General features: G+C 68.6%; 13 protein-coding genes. 8 read left to right on the top strand and 5 right to left on the bottom strand.

Annotated elements, in window-relative coordinates; genetic code table 11:
* The first annotated feature begins 8 nt into the window (after window positions 1-8).
* Window positions 9-1,052, top strand: coding sequence for an ABC transporter substrate-binding protein (locus tag BLV57_RS40560; protein WP_091299540.1), 1,044 nt, complete (start codon window positions 9-11; stop codon window positions 1,050-1,052).
* A 113-nt stretch (window positions 1,053-1,165) separates the two neighbouring features.
* Here the strand turns inward: BLV57_RS40560 and BLV57_RS40555 are convergent, their stop codons facing one another.
* Window positions 1,166-1,492, bottom strand: coding sequence for an antibiotic biosynthesis monooxygenase family protein (locus BLV57_RS40555; protein ID WP_091299538.1), 327 nt, complete (start codon window positions 1,490-1,492; stop codon window positions 1,166-1,168).
* 42 nt (window positions 1,493-1,534) lie between these two features.
* Window positions 1,535-4,402: an ATP-binding protein gene (locus BLV57_RS40550; RefSeq protein WP_245757729.1), complete on the bottom strand. Its 2,868-nt coding sequence runs from the start codon at window positions 4,400-4,402 to the stop codon at window positions 1,535-1,537.
* A gap of 445 nt (window positions 4,403-4,847) precedes the next feature.
* On the opposite strand from BLV57_RS40550, the gene BLV57_RS40545 reads away from it, so the two are divergent.
* The gene (locus BLV57_RS40545; RefSeq protein ID WP_091299535.1) at window positions 4,848-5,933 is read left to right on the top strand and encodes a S1 family peptidase; all 1,086 of its coding nucleotides are present in this window, start codon (window positions 4,848-4,850) and stop codon (window positions 5,931-5,933) included.
* Between the two features lie 77 nt (window positions 5,934-6,010).
* On the opposite strand, the gene BLV57_RS40540 is transcribed toward BLV57_RS40545, so the two are convergent.
* Together BLV57_RS40540 and BLV57_RS40535 are read right to left on the bottom strand one after the other, a co-directional pair.
* The gene (locus tag BLV57_RS40540; RefSeq protein ID WP_091299822.1) at window positions 6,011-6,415 is read right to left on the bottom strand and encodes an SsgA family sporulation/cell division regulator; all 405 of its coding nucleotides are present in this window, start codon (window positions 6,413-6,415) and stop codon (window positions 6,011-6,013) included.
* A 175-nt stretch (window positions 6,416-6,590) separates the two neighbouring features.
* A complete protein-coding gene (locus BLV57_RS40535; RefSeq protein WP_091299532.1) occupies window positions 6,591-7,067 on the bottom strand; it encodes an Lrp/AsnC family transcriptional regulator in 477 nt (158 codons plus the stop codon).
* 112 nt (window positions 7,068-7,179) lie between these two features.
* Between BLV57_RS40535 and BLV57_RS40530 the strand changes: the two genes are divergently transcribed.
* On the top strand, window positions 7,180-9,411 hold the full coding sequence (locus BLV57_RS40530; RefSeq protein WP_091299528.1) for a beta-glucosidase family protein: 2,232 nt from the start codon (window positions 7,180-7,182) through the stop codon (window positions 9,409-9,411).
* Window positions 9,412-9,585: 174 nt separating this feature from the next.
* Here the strand turns inward: BLV57_RS40530 and BLV57_RS40525 are convergent, their stop codons facing one another.
* Window positions 9,586-10,764: a Glu/Leu/Phe/Val dehydrogenase dimerization domain-containing protein gene (locus BLV57_RS40525; protein WP_218134995.1), complete on the bottom strand. Its 1,179-nt coding sequence runs from the start codon at window positions 10,762-10,764 to the stop codon at window positions 9,586-9,588.
* Between the two features lie 155 nt (window positions 10,765-10,919).
* Between BLV57_RS40525 and BLV57_RS40520 the strand changes: the two genes are divergently transcribed.
* The 5 genes from BLV57_RS40520 to BLV57_RS44465 form a co-directional block, all read left to right on the top strand.
* Window positions 10,920-12,455: an APC family permease gene (locus tag BLV57_RS40520; RefSeq protein ID WP_218134994.1), complete on the top strand. Its 1,536-nt coding sequence runs from the start codon at window positions 10,920-10,922 to the stop codon at window positions 12,453-12,455.
* A 45-nt stretch (window positions 12,456-12,500) separates the two neighbouring features.
* Window positions 12,501-13,700, top strand: a complete 1,200-nt coding sequence (locus BLV57_RS40515) for a sensor histidine kinase (RefSeq protein WP_091299522.1) — start codon at window positions 12,501-12,503, stop codon at window positions 13,698-13,700.
* Window positions 13,688-14,323, top strand: a complete 636-nt coding sequence (locus BLV57_RS40510) for a LuxR C-terminal-related transcriptional regulator (RefSeq protein ID WP_091299519.1) — start codon at window positions 13,688-13,690, stop codon at window positions 14,321-14,323. Before BLV57_RS40515 ends, BLV57_RS40510 begins: the two co-directional genes overlap by 13 nt.
* Window positions 14,324-14,440: 117 nt before the next feature.
* On the top strand, window positions 14,441-15,448 hold the full coding sequence (locus BLV57_RS40505; protein ID WP_091299516.1) for a beta-ketoacyl-ACP synthase III: 1,008 nt from the start codon (window positions 14,441-14,443) through the stop codon (window positions 15,446-15,448).
* 101 nt (window positions 15,449-15,549) lie between these two features.
* A partial coding sequence (locus BLV57_RS44465; protein ID WP_143047288.1) for a helix-turn-helix domain-containing protein occupies window positions 15,550-15,809 on the top strand: 260 nt, incomplete at its 3' end.

Below are 15,809 nucleotides of genomic sequence, written 5' to 3'. Positions count from 1 at the left end.
TGACGGCCATGCGTCTCAAAAGGACAGTCGCGGTCGCCGCGGCGCTCGTGCTCACGCTGACCGCGTGCCGCGACTCGCGCGAAGTGAGCATGGGCGACAACGGCAAACCGCACGTCAAGATCATGATCGGCGGCCTGTCGAAGGTCATCTACCTGCCAGGACAGCTCGCCAAGCAACTTGGCGAGTACGACAAGCAGGGACTGGACGTCGAGCTGTTCGACCAGCCGTCCGGCGCCAACGCGGAGACCGCGCTGCTCACCGGCGAGGTCCAGGCCGTGGTCGGTTTCTACGACCACACGGTCGATCTGCAGGCCAAGGAGCAGTGCATCACCAGCGTCGTGCAGTTCGCGAACGTGCCCGGTGAGGCCGAGGTGGTGGCCACCGACAAGGCCGACAAGATCCGCAGCTCGGCCGACTTCAAGGGCAAGAACCTCGGCGTGACGTCGCTCGGTTCGTCGACGGACTTCCTGACCAAGGCGCTGGCGACCAAGGCGGGCGTCGGCACCGACCAGTACACGCCGGTCAAGGTCGGCGCCGGGCAGACGTTCATCTCGGCGATCAACCAGGGTTCGATCGACGCCGGGATGACCACCGACCCGACGATCGCGCAGCTCACGAACACCGGCAAGGCCAAGGTGCTCTACGACATGCGCACCGAGGAAGGCACCCGCGCCGCACTCGGCGGCCTCTACCCGGCCAGCTCGCTCTACATGGGCTGCGAACTCGTCAAAAAGCACCCGGACGTCGTGCAGAAGCTGGCCAACGCGTTCGTCGCCTCGTTGCAGTGGCTCAAGAAGCACACGCCCGAGGAGGTGGCCGCGATCATGCCGCCGTCGTTCGCCGGCGGCGACAAGGCGCTGTACGTCAAGTCGCTCAAGGACAGCCTGCCGATGTTCACCGCCGACGGCCGGATGGACGCCGACGGCGCGAAGAACGTGCTCAAGGTGCTCGGTGAGTCGTCGAGCAACGTCAAGCCGAAGAAGGACAAGATCGACCTGAGCAAGACGTACACGACCCAGTTCGTGGACGCCGCCAAGGCTCAGCTCGACTAAGGCCCGGTCACCCGGCATACCGGGTGAAGAACGCCTTCCCCGCCCGCCGCGGGGAAGGCGTTCTTTCTACTGGGGTCGTGAGTGTTCCGGCCGGTTAGAACCGGCCGGAACACTCACGACTCTTTGGTCCAGCGGTAGGTGCGCTCCACGCGGGCCACGTGCACTTCGAAGTCCTCGTACCAGTTCGCGCGCCCGTGCTCGCGGGTCGGCGCGTGCTCGAGGTGGTTCCGCCACCCGGCGATCGACTCCTCGTCCTTCCAGTACGAGACGGTGATGCCCAGCTCAGGGCCGGTGCGCGCGGCGTCCCAGCCGAGGAAACCCGGCTGCTGAGCGGCCAGCTCACCCATGCGGGCCGCGGCCTCGGCATAGCCGTTGTCGCCCTCGGTGCGCCGCGACGTGAAGATCACCGCGTAGTACGGCGGTTCCGCCTTGATATGCATGAGCCGATGTATATGTCCGTCCCGTGCACCGGGCAACCGGATTTACGGGAGCGCGTAGGTCGACAGGTGGCGCGCGACGTCGGCCCGCGATCGCGCGCCGAGTTTCCGCAGGACCTTCGCGACGTGCTGCTCGACCGTGCGGGGTGACAGGAACAGCCCGTCGGCGATCTCCCGATTGGTCCGGCCGTCGGCCAGCATCCGCGCGACCTCGCGCTCGCGCGGCGAAAGCTCGCGGCCGTAACCGCGGCGTCCGCGTTGCGACGGCGCCCACGCCCCGTTCTCCCTGAGCTGGTGACGGCAGCGCCCGGCGTCGCGGGTCGCGCCGAGGCGTTCGTAGGACTCCGCAGCGCAGGCGAGTTCCTCGATCGCGGACCGGTCGCCTGCCGCGAGCCTGCTGAGTGCCGCGCGTTCCTGCGCGCCCGTCGCCGGGTAGGGCATCGGCAGTTCCGCGTAGCGCTCCCTGGCCTGCTCGAAGCCGACCGTCGCGGCCTGATGCTTGCCGCGCGCGGCAAGCAGAGCCGCCCGTCCGGCGAGCAAAGCGGCTTCGGCGGCCGGTGCGTCGCGGCCCTCGATGCCGCGCGCGAACTCTTCGACGACGCCGTCGGCCTCATCCCAGCGACCGTCCTGCGCGTAGGCCTCGGCGGCAGCGGGCACCAGGTCGGCCGCCCACACCCAGACACCCTTGCGCCGCGCGACGGTCATGCCTTCGTCGGCGGCGGCGAGTGCGCCCGCCAGGTCGCCGGTGGCCAGCTTGACGCGCACGAGTACGCCGGCGGCCGAGAGCACGACCGGGATCGCGCCGTGCTCGGGCGCCAGCACGCTGGTCTCGGCCAGATGCCGGTGCGCGGCCGCGAATTCACCGCGTACCGCCGCCAGCGCGCCGAGCACGAGCGAGGTCTCCTGGACGATCGGGCCGAGGTCGGAGTACTTGTCCCGCAACGCTTCCGCCTGCTCGGCGAGCCCGTCCCAGCGCCCGGTGACCCAGTCGAGCCGGACCCTGGTGCCCTGCACCAGCCCGGCCGCGTAGAGCGCGCCCGCGTCGATGGCGCGGCGCGTGCCCTCGGTGACCAGGCGGTCCGCGCGGCCGAGATGACCGAGCCAGGACTGGCCGTCGGCGAGGTTGCACCACAGCCGCGCGAGCTGGACGCGCTCGGCGACGCTGCTCGTTTCCTCCGGCAGCGCTTCGAACTCGGCCCAGGCGGTGCCGTCGCCGGTGTGCGCTCGGCTGGCGATGCGGTCGACGGTCAGCGCGAGCCGGAGTTCGGGGTCGGTGAGCTGGTCGAAGACGTCTTCGACGCGACGTGACCAGCGCTGATGCCAGGCCAGCGAGGTGAGCCCGTCGATGGGCTGGGCCAGCAGGTTGATGCCGCGCGCGGCCAGCTCGGGCCGGTCGACCAGCTCGCTGATGGCCTTCTCGACTTCGACGCGGCCGCGGCCGAGCTGCCCGACCGTGCGGACCAGCAGGCTGCCGAGACTGAGCCGGATCGTCCCGCGCGTGGCCGGGTCGTGCGGTGGGTCTTCGAGCACATGCTCGAGCGTGGCGATGACGTCACGCCGGAACCCGCGCAGCGCGATCTGACTGAGTTTCGTGGCGAGCCGCGCGACGTCGGCTTCAGCCAGTTTCCCGGCCGAGAGCAGTGATTGCAGCACGTCGATGGCCAGCGAGGTGTCGCCGCGCGCGGTCGCCTGGTCGGCGGCTGCCTCGGCGTAGTGCTGCCATTGGTCGAGCCGTCCGGCGGATCTCGCGTGCCTGGCCAGCTGAAGCACCGGCGGCACCGGCGAACCGGCCAGCGCGGCCAAGGCTTCGCCGTGCAGCATCGTGCGTTCGGGCCCGCTGATGGTGTCGTAGACGGCTTTGCGCGCGAGCGGATGCCGGAAGCCGTACCGGTCTTCGTCGACCTCGCCGAGCACGCCGCCGTCCATCGCGGTCAGCAGCGCGGACCGCAGGTTGTCCCCAGCCAGCCCGGCCAGCCTGCCGATCACCTTGGCCTCGATCGGCACACCCAGCACGGCCGCCGCCCTGGCCAGCTTGACCGCGGGCTCGGGCAGCGTCTCCAGTCGTTCGGTCATGGCTTCGCGCAGCAGCACCGGGACTTCGAGGCTTTCCAGCAGCCGGTCGGTCAGCGTCTCGCCGAGCGGCTGCGAACCGGCCGACTCCTTGAGTGCGCGCAGCGTTTCCTCTGCCACGAAAGGGATTCCAGCGGTGCTCTCGTGCAGCTTCGCCGCGAACTCGTCGGAAACCCTTGGCAGGTCGAGTATCCCGGTGGCGAGCCGTCGCACGGCCGACACGTCGAGCGGGCCGAGTGTGACGCGGGCGTGCTCGGCCGAGCGGAAGGAGGAGCCGAACGGACCACGGTAACCGACGACGACCGCCAGGTCGGGCGGCATCATCGAAACGACGAACCGCAGCAGGTCACGGGTGTCCTCATCGGCCCAGTGCAGGTCGTCGAGCACCAGCAGCGCCGGGCCGCACGCGCCAAGCAGTTCTCGTATCGCGCGAAACCGCAGGTGCCGCTCGGCGGCCGGGTCGGCCAGCGGTTCCGGTTGCGGTGGAAGGATTTCCGCGAGTTCCGGCAGCAGCGGGCGCAGCACGCCGGCGACCGGGCTCAGCGGCCCGAGTGGTTCGGACAACGACCGCAGCGCTTCGAGGATCGGGCCGTACGGGAACGGGTCGCGCAGCGGCTGGCAGGTGCCGGTGAGCAAGCGGACGCCGCGCAGTTCGGGGCGACCGGCCAGTTCCGTCATCAGCCGGGTCTTGCCCATGCCCGCTTCGCCCTCGATGAGCACGACGGCAGGGCGCTCGGTGACCACCTCGACGATGGTGCCGAGTTCTTTCTCTCTCCCGACGAGCTTCGGCGAGCGGGTTCGCACCGACACCGAGGTCGGGCGCTGGCTGGCCATCCACACCATGGCGCTCCTCGACGGCTGAGCACGTCGTCCTCTTTGCCCGGAGCTTAAGCAGTAGCTAACCGGGAGTAAACCGGTCGGTAGATCCGCGTGACGACCGCCCGCTCACACTTCTGCGGGCTGGAACTCGTCGGTGACCGATGGTTTGTTCGGGAAAAAATCACGAAGCGTACGAAACTTCGGTTCTTCCCACGTTTGGGCGTCGATTCGCTCGATCAGGTAGAGGTGTACGTGGCGCAAAGTAGTTGACCGAAACCCTACTTAAGGACCTACGCGGACCTGGGGGTTGCAAGGGGCGAAGCCCGGCTGGGGCAGCGGCTCTACCCCAAAAAGATTGCGTATACCTATCTCTTCGCAGCCGGATTGTGTCCCCGGGGTGCCTGCCGCAAGGTCACCCATGGGTGTGACCGACCGGAGTCGCACCGTAATCGGTAGTCGAGGGAGAACCATGAAGAAGGTGCTCGGAGCAGCAGCGGCCGCCGCACTGGCGGTCAGCGCGATCGCCGCGTCGCCCGCCGCCGCGTTCACCCCGTTGAACCCGGACATGATGCCCGCGATGCAGCAGGACCTCGGACTCACCTACGACCAGGCGGTCGCCGCGCTGGCGACGGAGAACGCCGCGTCCACGCTCTCGGAGTCACTCACGGCCGCGCTCGGCGACACCTTCGCCGGCTCGTACTACGACGCCACGACCAAGCGGCTGCACGTCGACGTCACCGACGCTTCGAAGCTGGACCAGGTCAAGGCGGCGGGCGCGGACGCCGGGGTGGCCCGGTTCAGCGCGACCCAGCTCAACTCGACGGTCGACAGACTGAACTCGGCCGAAGCCACCGCGCCGAAGTCGGTCACCACCTGGGGTGTCGACTCGAAGACGAACCGCGTCACGGTGACCGTCGAGCCTGGCAAGGCGGGCGACGTGGACTCCTACCTGGCCAAGACCGGCGTCGACAAGGGCGCGGTGACCGTGGTCGAGTCGGCCGACCGGCCGTCGCTGCAGTACGACGTCCGCGGCGGTGACGCGTACTACATCGCCAACCGGGCACGCTGCTCGATCGGCTTCTCGGTCACCGGCGGCTTCGTCTCGGCCGGGCACTGCGCGGCCATCGGCAGCTCACTGACCGGCTACAACCAGGTCGCTATGGGCTCGTTCAGCCGCTACAGCTTCCCGACGAACGACTACTCGCTGGCGCGCACGAACTCGAACTGGACGCCGCGCGGCGTGATCAACAACGGCACCCGGGTGGCAGGCTCGACCGAGGCCGCCACGGGCACGTCGGCCTGCAAGAGCGGTTCGACCACCGGCTGGACCTGCGGCACGATCGGTGCGAAGAACCAGACGGTCCGCTACGCCGAGGGCACGGTCTACGGCATGACCGCGACCAACATCCACTCCGAGGGCGGTGACTCCGGCGGCTCGATCATCGCGGGCAACCAGGGCCAGGGCCTGCTGTCCGGTGGCAACTCGACCACCATGTACTTCTTCCCGCTGAACAAGGCGCTCTCCGCGCTGGGCGCGACCCTGATCCGCGGCTAGTCCCGACAACGACAAAGGGCGGGTTGAGTGCCTCCAGAGCACTCAACCCGCCCTTTGCCTATTACCGCGGGAGTTAGTTAGACATTGGTGATCTCATCGATCAGGGTGTCGACGTCGAAGTAGTCGACCTCGGCGCCGAGCGGCACCAGTTCGTAGGACGCGGCGAGGAAGCGCTCGATGTCGGCGCGCTCCAGCTCGAACGACGCATAGCCGTCCGGCGACTCGATTTCCAGGATGATGAGTTCCTCGTCCTGGACGAGATCGGGGCGGATGCGGACGTCGCCCAGACCGGCGGGCTCGACCAGGCCGTCGACCAGCAGGTCGCGGGCGAAGGTCCACTCGACCCAGCGGCCGCGCTCGGTGCGGAAGGCGACGGTGACCGCGAAGGGCTCATCGGCGTGGTAGGACAAGCGCGAAAGGACCGGCGTGGTGCTGTCGTTCAGCAACACGAACTGGCTCTGGTGAACTGCGTCGGTCTGCACGGCCACTCCTCGATGAATCCCTCGCTCGCTTGTCTGCGAACTCGTTCGTCGGTCGAGGGTGAGATGTGCGGGCCGGACGTTCGTGACGACAAAGCATTCACGTTCACGCTATTGGTGGAAGCCGTCCAAAATGGTGTAACGCGGGACACAAACCTCTTGTGGCCACAGTGGACGGTCAGCGTTGCTGCTCGAGTGGCAGCGTGAGGCCCACTTTCACCCGCTCCATGGCGACGCTGGTGGTGAAGTGCCGTACCTCTCCGTTGTTGAAGAACATACGGTGCGTGAATGCTTCGAATTCCGACATGTCCCGGCAGGTGACGACCAGCACGAAATCGGCGGAGCCGGTGACGTAGTAACACTGCTGGACGTGTTCCTCGGCTTGTACCTGTTTGCGGAAGGCGTCGAGCACTTCGAGCCGCTCGCGTTCCATTTCGACCATCACGATGAACGTCATCGGCATGCCGAGCGCGGCCGGATCGAGCACGGCGACCTCGCGCTCGATGACGCCTGCTTCACGCAGCCGCTTGATCCGGCGCTGCACGGCCGCCGCGGACAGGCCCACCTTCGCGCCGATCGTCTCGGCGATGGTGCGGGCGTCGGTCTGCAGGATGCTCAGGATGGCGTGGTCGAGGCGGTCGAGATCGGGGTGCACCCTGCCAGGTTATCCGCCCGGCGTTCAGCCGTTCGGGTTTTAAAGAGTGCTCAGTGGTGCAGTATCCGGACGCCGGTTGACGACCGTGGATCATGAAAGGTATTCACGCTCCATGCACATTCGGCGACCCTTCGTGATCATGGCCGTGCTCGGACTGGCCGCGGGCGGGCTGCCGCCACTCGCCAAAGCCGCCGATCCGGTGTGTCCCTGGGTCGGTTCGGAAGCGCCGATACCGCAGCGCGTCGACCAAGTGCTCGCTGCGATGACCCCCGCCGAGAAGCTGAACATGGTGCACGGTTCGGCCGGGCCGTTCGATCTGGCAGGCCCCGTCTACGCCGGGCTCGTCCAGCCGATCCCGCGACTGTGCGTGCCGCGGCTCGGGCTTTCCGACGGATCGGCCGGGATCGGCAACGGCCAGACCGGCGTCACGCAGCTGCCTTCACCGACCGCGATGGCGGCGGGCTGGAACCGGTCGCTCGCGGCCGCGTACGGCGACGTGCTCGGCGCGGAGGTGCGTGGCAAAGGCGCGAACGTCGCACTCGCGCCCGCGATCGACGTCGCGCGCGACCCGCGTGCCGGGCGGTCGTACGAGACCTTCGGCGAGGACCCGGAGCTGACCGGGGAACTCGCGGTCGCTCAGATCCGCGCCATCCAGCAGCACGGGGTGATCGCGCAGGCCAAGCATCTGGCGGCGTACAGCCAGGAAACGCTGCGGAACACGTCGCTGGGCAACGTGACCGTCGACGAACGGACGTTGCAGGAGATCTACCTGCCCGCGTTCGAGCGCGCGGTCCGCGACGGCGGCGTCGGCTCGGTGATGTGCGGCTACAACTATCTCAACGGCGTGCACGCCTGCAACAACACGTACCTGCTCTCCCAAGTCCTCAAAGGACAGTTCGGTTTCGACGGTTTCGTGACCTCGGACTGGTACGGCATGACGGCGAGCGTCGCCGCCGCCAACGCGGGTCTGGACCTGCAGATGCCGGACGGCTGTTACTTCGGCAAGCGGCTCGCCCCCGGCGCCCGCCTCGACGACATGGTCCGCAGGATTCTTGGCCAGATGTTCCGCCTCGGCCTTTTCGACCGCCCGGCCACCGGTTCCCCGTCGGCGGTGGTGACCACCCCGCGTCACGCCGCCATCGCCCGCGAGGTCGCCGAGCAAGGCACCGTGTTGCTGAAGAACGCCGACGACGTCCTGCCGCTGCGCCGGTCGGACTCGGTCGCGGTGATCGGCACCGCGGCGGGCGCGGGTGTGCTCGGCTCGGGCGGCGGCAGCGCCCACGTCGTCGCCCAAGCCATCGACACCCCGTACGACGGCATCGCCGCACACGGCAAAGTCTCTTTCGACGACGGCACGGACCCCAACCGAGCCGCCCGCGTCGCCGCCGCCTCGGACGTCGCCGTGGTCTTCGCCGCCAAGTGGTCGACCGAATCGAAGGACGCCCCGGACATCTCGCTGGCCGACAACGCCCTCATCGACAAGGTCGCCGCGGCCAACCCGAACATCGTCGTCGTGCTGAACACCGGCGGCCCGGTCACCATGCCCTGGCTCGCCCGCGTCAAAGGCGTACTCGCCGCCTGGTACCCCGGCCAGGAGTACGGCGAAGCGTTGGCCTCGCTGCTGTACGGCGACGTGAACCCGTCCGGCAAGCTCCCGGTCACCTTCCCGGCCTCACTCGGCCAGGTGCCTGCCCGCGCGTTCCCGGACGGCCGCTTCACCGAGGGCCTCGCGGTCGGCTACCGCTGGTACGACCAGCAGGGCCTGAACCCCTTGTTCCCCTTCGGTTTCGGCCTTTCGTACACCCGGTTCGAGCTGTCGTCGCTGCGGATTTCCGGCGACGTCGTCGAAGCCTCGGTCACGAACACGGGCTCCCGCCCCGGCGCCGAGGTCGTCCAGCTCTACGTGTCGCACCCGGCCTCCGACCGTGAACCGCCCCGTCAGCTGAAAGGCTTCGAGAAGGTCTTCCTGGCGCCCGGCGAGACGCAACGGGTGCGGTTTTCCTTGACGCCGCGCGACCTCTCGCACTGGGATTCGTCCGCGCACCAGTGGGTACGGACGGCGGGCTACTACGGGATCTCGGTCGGCACGTCCTCGCGCGACCTGCCCCTGACCGGCCACCTCTCGGTGCCCCGCGCCGTCACGAGCGCCCCGACCCCGCCTCCGCCGCCAGGCGCCCCCTCCGGCGGTGACTCGGTAGGCGACGCCTTGGCCAACGTCCTGACCTGCCCGAGCGCCGCGGCCTACAGCGCCTTGCTCGGCGCCGTCTCATTGGTCGGCCTGCCCCGAGCAGCCCAAGCGGTGATCCCACCCATGAACCCCCTCCCCGCCCTCTTCCCCAACTAACCCACGCCCCGAGCGCGAGACGTTACAAGGGCCACCCTTGTAACGCTCAGCCTCACAAGGGCCACCCTTGCAAAGTCCGCCAGCCCGGCCCCGGGTGACGTGAGCGCCACTTTCACAACCTTCAGCGTTGCGAAAGTGGCGCTCATGCGGATCGGGCGGGCGCCCGCCCGGGAGTTAGAGCGTTCCGAAGCGGCGGTCGATGCGGGCCGAGGCCTCGGCCGCGATCGTCGCCGCGGCCGCCCGCGGGGTCACCCCGCCCATCTCGGCCCGGTCCAGCGTCGAGGTCACCAGCTTCGCCATGGCCTCGCTGATCTTCGCGAAGGCCTGGTCGGCGTCGGCTTCGACGTCACCGAAGAGCGTCCACCACCACCAGGCGTTGGTCGCCGAGTTCGCCACCACGTCGGGCAGGATCAGCACGCCGCGTTCGGTCAGCGGGGCCTCCGCGTCCGCGGTCACCGGCATGTTCGCGGCCTCCACGATCAGCCGCGCGCGGACCGAAGCCTGGTTCTCCGCGTTGATCGTGTACGAAACGGCCGCGGGCACGAGCACCTCGGCGTCGATGTCGAGCCACTGGCGCAGCGGCAGCTGCTGGTCCTCGCGGCGTAGCTCCGCGCGATCGATCTCGCCGTAGGAATTCCTTGTCAGCAACAGGTTTTCCACATCGAGGCCGTCCGGGTTGTGGATGACCCCGACCGCGTCGGCGATACCGACCACCGAAAGACCCGCGCGCGCCAGGTACCGCGCCGTGGCGCCGCCCATCGAACCGAAGCCCTGGATGAACGCGCGGGTGCCCGCGCGGGGCAGCCCCAGCCGGTCGACGCCGGTCAGTGCCGCTTCGGCCACGCCGTAGCCGCCGACCAGCTCGTCGAGGCTGACACCGTCGACGTCGATCGCGAAGGCGTCCGAAAGTCGTTTCCTGGCCTTGGTTTCGTCGTCCAGCAGCGGGTAGACGGCCGGGATCGACGAGTCCATGCCGAGTTCGGCCAGCACCTCGTCGATGGTGTCCTGGCGCAGGCCGAGGTCCTCGCCCATCGTCCAGAACCGTTCGATGTACGGCCGCATCGCCTGCAAATATCGGCGCAGCACGTCGACGGCGCGTGGATCGTGCGGGTCGAAATCAATGCCGCCTTTTGCTCCGCCCAGCGGAACATATCGTCCGTTCGGGTCGTAATTCAAAGCTTCTTTGGCGGACATTCCGGCGGCGAGCCCGCGTACTTCGTCAAGTGTGCATCCGGCGCGCATGCGCAGGCCGCCACTCGCGACGCCGCGGACGAGTCGGTCGATCACCAGGTAGCCGCGGCTTCCGGTCTCGCGGTCATGCCAGCTGATCTGCAGATAAGGCTCGTCGCCCACGGTGCTCCTGTCCAGGTTGCGCAAAGAGACGATTCAGTCAATAGCCGGGCTCGTGCCCGCCTGTCAAGCTTCCTGACAACGCTTGTCCGCGCCTTGACAAGCACTGTGTCCGGCGTCACGGTAAGCGCTCTCACCGGGCGAGCGGGGGTACACCAGTGGTGGACATTGTGGACGGTCTGGGCGGCGGGTTCGAGGAGCAGCGCTCTCGGTTGCAAAAGTCGTTACGCCGCAAGGATGTCGTCTTCTTCCTGCTGTGCACGCTGGTCGGGCTCGACACCATCGGGAGCGTCGCGGCGCAGGGCCCGCAGGGGCTGACCTGGATGGTCATCCTCGCCGTGCTCTTCTTTCTCCCGTACGGCCTGCTGGTCGCCGAACTCGGCACCGCGTTCCCGGTCGAGGGCGGCCCTTACATCTGGACGAAACTGGCGTTCGGCAAGACGGTCGCGGGGATCAACCAGGTTCTTTACTGGCTCACGAACCCGATCTGGATGGGTGGCAGTCTCACCATCATCGCCGTGGCAACCACCGAGAAATTCTTCATTCCACTCGGCACCGCCGGTAAGTACATCGCGGGCGTCCTCTTCATCTGGTTCGGCGTGCTCTGCGTGGCCGCTTCACTCAAAGTCGGCAAATGGGTTCCGACTGCCGGAGCACTCGCCCGAATCGTGCTTCTCGGCTTCTTCACCGTTTCAGTCGTGGTCTACGCGATCAAAAACGGCGTACAGCCGCTGACGGCTTCCAGTTTCGCGCCGACTTACGCCGGATTCCTCGCGCTCGTGCCGTTCGTGATCTACAACTACGTCGGCTTCGAACTGCCCAGCACCGCCACCGACGAGATGACCGATCCGCAGCGGACGGTCCCGTTCGCCATCCTCCGCTCCGGGATCGGCGCGTTCCTGCTCTACGGCGGCCCGATCCTCGGCATCCTGCTGGTCGTCCCCGCCGACCGGATCAAGAGCCTCGGCGGGTTCATCGACGCCTGCAAGAGCGTGCTCACCGTCTACGGCGGCTCGATCGCCGGCGACGGCACGGTGACGCTGACCGGCGCCGGGCACGTGTTCGGCATGATCTGCGCGGCCGGGCTCATCGTCGGCGTGCTGACCAGCGGCGTCGGCTGGGCCATCGGCGCACACCGGGCGCAGGCCGTCGCGTGCGCGGACGGCGCGGGCCCGCGCTACTTCGGCGAGATCTCCGCCAAGCACGGCACCCCGATCCGGATCAACGTGCTCTCCGGCGTGCTCGCCACCCTGGTCATGGTCGCCGCGCTCGCGATCACCGGCGGCGACGCCGAGAAGTACTTCAGCGCGGGCCTCGCGCTGACGATCTCGACGACCTTCATCTCCTACGTCGTGACGTTCCCCTCACTGCTCGCCCTGCGCCGGAAGCAGCCGGACGTGCCGCGCCCGTTCCGCGTCGGCGGCGGGACCTGGGGTGTCGCGATCGTCACGCTGGTGCCGACGGCGTTCGTCGCGTTCACCGTCGCGACCTTGATCTGGCCGGGCATCGGAGTCGGCTGGTTCGGCACCTCTGGCAGCCCCGACGACTCGCTGCCGTCCTCGTTCGCGGGCCAGCGCTGGCCCTATTTCTGGAGCCAGCTGATCCCGTTGGCGCTGGTCATCGGCATCGGAGTGCTGTTCCAGCTGATCGGGCGGCGTCGCGAGGTGCGGGATCCGCTACACGAAATGGTGTAGCCACCCCCACCGCGCGGCCGACCGGCGCAGTGAACAATCGACGGCATGATCCAGCGAACGGGACGCGCGCTCCTGTACTCGGTGCAGAGCTTCGTCATGGGCCTCGTGTGCATGTTCGCGCTCCCGGCGCTCATGCTCGCCGGGGTGCTGACGCTGTTCACCGCGGGCGCGTTCGTCATGCCACAGGCACTGCGGTTGCTGGGCAAGCTCACCGACTACGAGCGCCACCGCGCCGGCAAGCTGCTCGACCTGGTGATCCCAGGCCACGGGCCGCGGGCGAAGCGGCTCGGCCCGCTGCTCGCCGAGCCCGGCACCCGCCGCGACCTGCGCTGGGTGCCGGTCGAGATGTTCGTCGGCACGATTCTCGGCATCGTGGGGTTGACGTGCGTTCTGCTGCCGTTCGCGGCGCTGTCCACGACCTTCTTCTGGTGGGCTTACCCGGGGAACGAACCGGCGACCATGCTGGTGAACGTGCCGATCCGCAGCTGGGACACGGCGCTCGCCACCGGCGTGCCGACGATCGCGATCGGGCTGCTGGCGGCGTGGCGCGGAGCGCCCGGGCTCGCCAGGGTCTCCGCGAGGCTCAGCACCAGGATGCTCGCGCCGTCGGAGAAGGATCAGCTGGTCGAGACGCTGCGCGAGAGCCGGGCTGGCGCGGTCGACGCGCACGGCGCCGAGCTGCGGCGCATCGAGCGTGACCTGCACGACGGCACGCAGGCGCGGCTCGTCTCGCTCGCGATGATGGTCGGGATGGCCGAGCGCGAGAAGGACCCGGAGAAGGTCGCGAAGCTGCTCGCCGGCGCGAGGGAAGGCGCCGAGGACGCGATGACCGAGCTGCGTGGCGTGCTGCGGACCATGTACCCGCCGATCCTCGCCGACCGCGGCCTCGACGGCGCGCTCGCGGCGGTCGCCGCGCGCTGCCCGGTGCCGGTGGAACTCACGGTCGGCGAGCTGGAGAAGGTCGCGGCGCCGGTCGAGTCGGCCGTCTACTTCGTGATCACCGAGGCGCTCACCAACGTCGCCAAGCACAGCGGCGCGACCGGCGCCCAGGTCACCGTCACCCGGCATGTGGACGTGCTGCTCGCCGAGGTCGTCGACGACGGCGAAGGCGGCGTCGACGAGACGCGCGGCACCGGGGTGGGGGGCATGCGGCGCAGGCTGGCCGCGCTGGATGGCACGCTCAAGGTGGACAGTCCCGCAGGGGGACCGACCCGTATTTCGCTGGAGGTCCCGTGCGGGTCGTGATGGTCGAGGACAACGTGCTGCTCGCCGAGGGCATGCGGCACCTGCTGCAGAGCGCGGGGCACGAGCTGCTCGCGCGGGTGGAGGACGCCGACTCGTTCGTCGAGGCCGTCCGCGAGCACCGGCCCGATGTGTCCATTGTGGATGTCCGGCTGCCGCCGACGTTCTCGGACGAGGGCATCCACGCGGCGCTGCGCGCGCGGCGTGAGGTCGCGGGCACGCCGGTGCTGGTGCTCTCGCAGTACGTCGAGGAGACCTATGCGGGTGAACTGCTTTCCGACGGCAACGGCGGCGTCGGCTATCTGCTGAAGGACCGGGTCGCCCGGATCGAGGAGTTCCTCGAGGCGCTCGAACGGGTGGCTTCCGGCGGCACCGCGATGGACCCCGAGGTGATCGCCCAGCTGCTCACCCGTAAGCATGATCCGCTCGCCGCGCTGACCGCGCGCGAGCGTGAGGTGCTGCACCTGATGGCGCAGGGTTTCGCGAACGGCGAGATCGCCACGAAACTCGTCGTCACCGAGCGGGCCGTGCAGAAACACGTCGGGAACATCTTCTCGAAGCTGGACCTCCCAGCCAGTGAGAGCGGTCACCGGCGCGTGCTCGCCGTACTGGCCTACCTGGAGTGACCGCATAACGTGAGCTTTGCTCGCAATGTGACCTGGAACACAACTGACGGGTCTACCGGAGGGTAGGACCTACAAGGGAGAGGTCGGGGTCTCAGGTCGGTCGGGAGGAAATTCCAGGTGCCCACGCAAGAAGCGCGCGGTACGGCGGTAATCAGTGGTCTCGGTTCCTGGCTGCCTTCACGTGTCGTCGACAATCACGAGTTGTCCCAACGACTTGATACCTCGGACGAGTGGATCCGCACTCGCACGGGTATCGCGCAACGTCATGTCGTCGCCCCCGGTGAGTCCACAGTGGACTTGGCGGTCGAAGCGGGTAAGCGGGCGCTGGCGTCCGCGGGAGTTGACAGAGTCGACCTCGTACTCCTCGCGACGGCGACCCCGGATCAGCTGTGCCCTGGCAGCGCGCCGCAGGTCGCCGCGCGCCTCGGCATGAACGGCGTCGGCGCGCTCGACGTCAACGCGGTCTGCAGCGGCTTCGTCTACGCGCTCGCCACCGGCGCCGGGCTGATCTCAGGCGGCGTCGCGTCGTCCGTGCTGGTCATCGGCGCCGACACGTTCACGACGATGATCGACCCCGAAGACCGCGGCACCGTCCCGATCTTCGGCGACGGCGCGGGCGCCGTCGTGCTGCGCTCGGGTTCCGCCGACGAGCCGGGTGCGCTCGGCCCGTTCGACCTGCACAGCGACGGCGAACTGGCCGAGCTGCTCTGGATCACCGCGGGTGGCTCCAAGAAGCGCCAGTCCGACGACCCGAGCGAGTTCTTCCTGACTATGCAAGGCCAGGCGGTCTTCCGCCACGCCTGCGCGCGCATGGCCGAGTCGTCACGCGCCGTGCTGGAGCGCGCCGGTCTCACGGTGTCCGATGTGGACAGATTCGTCGGTCACCAGGCGAACATCCGCATCCTCCAGGGCTGCGCCAAACAACTCGGCCTCGCCGCCGACGCGGTCGTCGCCAACATCGAGCACACCGGCAACACCAGCGCGGCCTCGATCCCGCTCGCCCTCGCCGACGCCGCCCGCGCCGGCGACCTCATCCCCGGCCACCGCGTACTCCTCAGCGCCTTCGGCGCGGGCCTGACCTGGGGCTCCACAGTCCTCACCTGGCCCAACCTCACCCCCGCCTAGCCGCCGAAAGCCCGAAAGTGACTTTCGTCAGATGCGATCTGACGAAAGTGGCTTGGTCTCAATCGGTTGTTGCAAGTAGTGGTGGCTGATAGGAGATCGTCATGCCAGGACCCCGGTTGACGTGCGAGGAACGGGAAAAGATCCAGAACGGTCTGGATCAGGGACTTACCCAGGATGTGATTGCGAGAGTCCTGGGTAGGTCACCCTCGACGATTTCACGGGAAGTGCGCCGAGGTGGTGGGCCGCGGTGCTCCAGGCCCGGCGCCACGATCACTGGCCGGCCTCGCCGCTACCGGGCCGACCGAGCCCAGCGTCTGGCCCTCGAACGCGGCCGGCGCCCGAAAGCCCACCGGCTGGCCGG

The sequence above is a fragment of the Amycolatopsis xylanica genome (assembly GCF_900107045.1).
GTDB classification, from domain to species: Bacteria; Actinomycetota; Actinomycetes; order Mycobacteriales; family Pseudonocardiaceae; genus Amycolatopsis; species Amycolatopsis xylanica.
The sequence above is the reverse complement of the archived record's forward strand: the minus strand, read 5'-3'. Positions and strand labels throughout refer to the sequence as shown.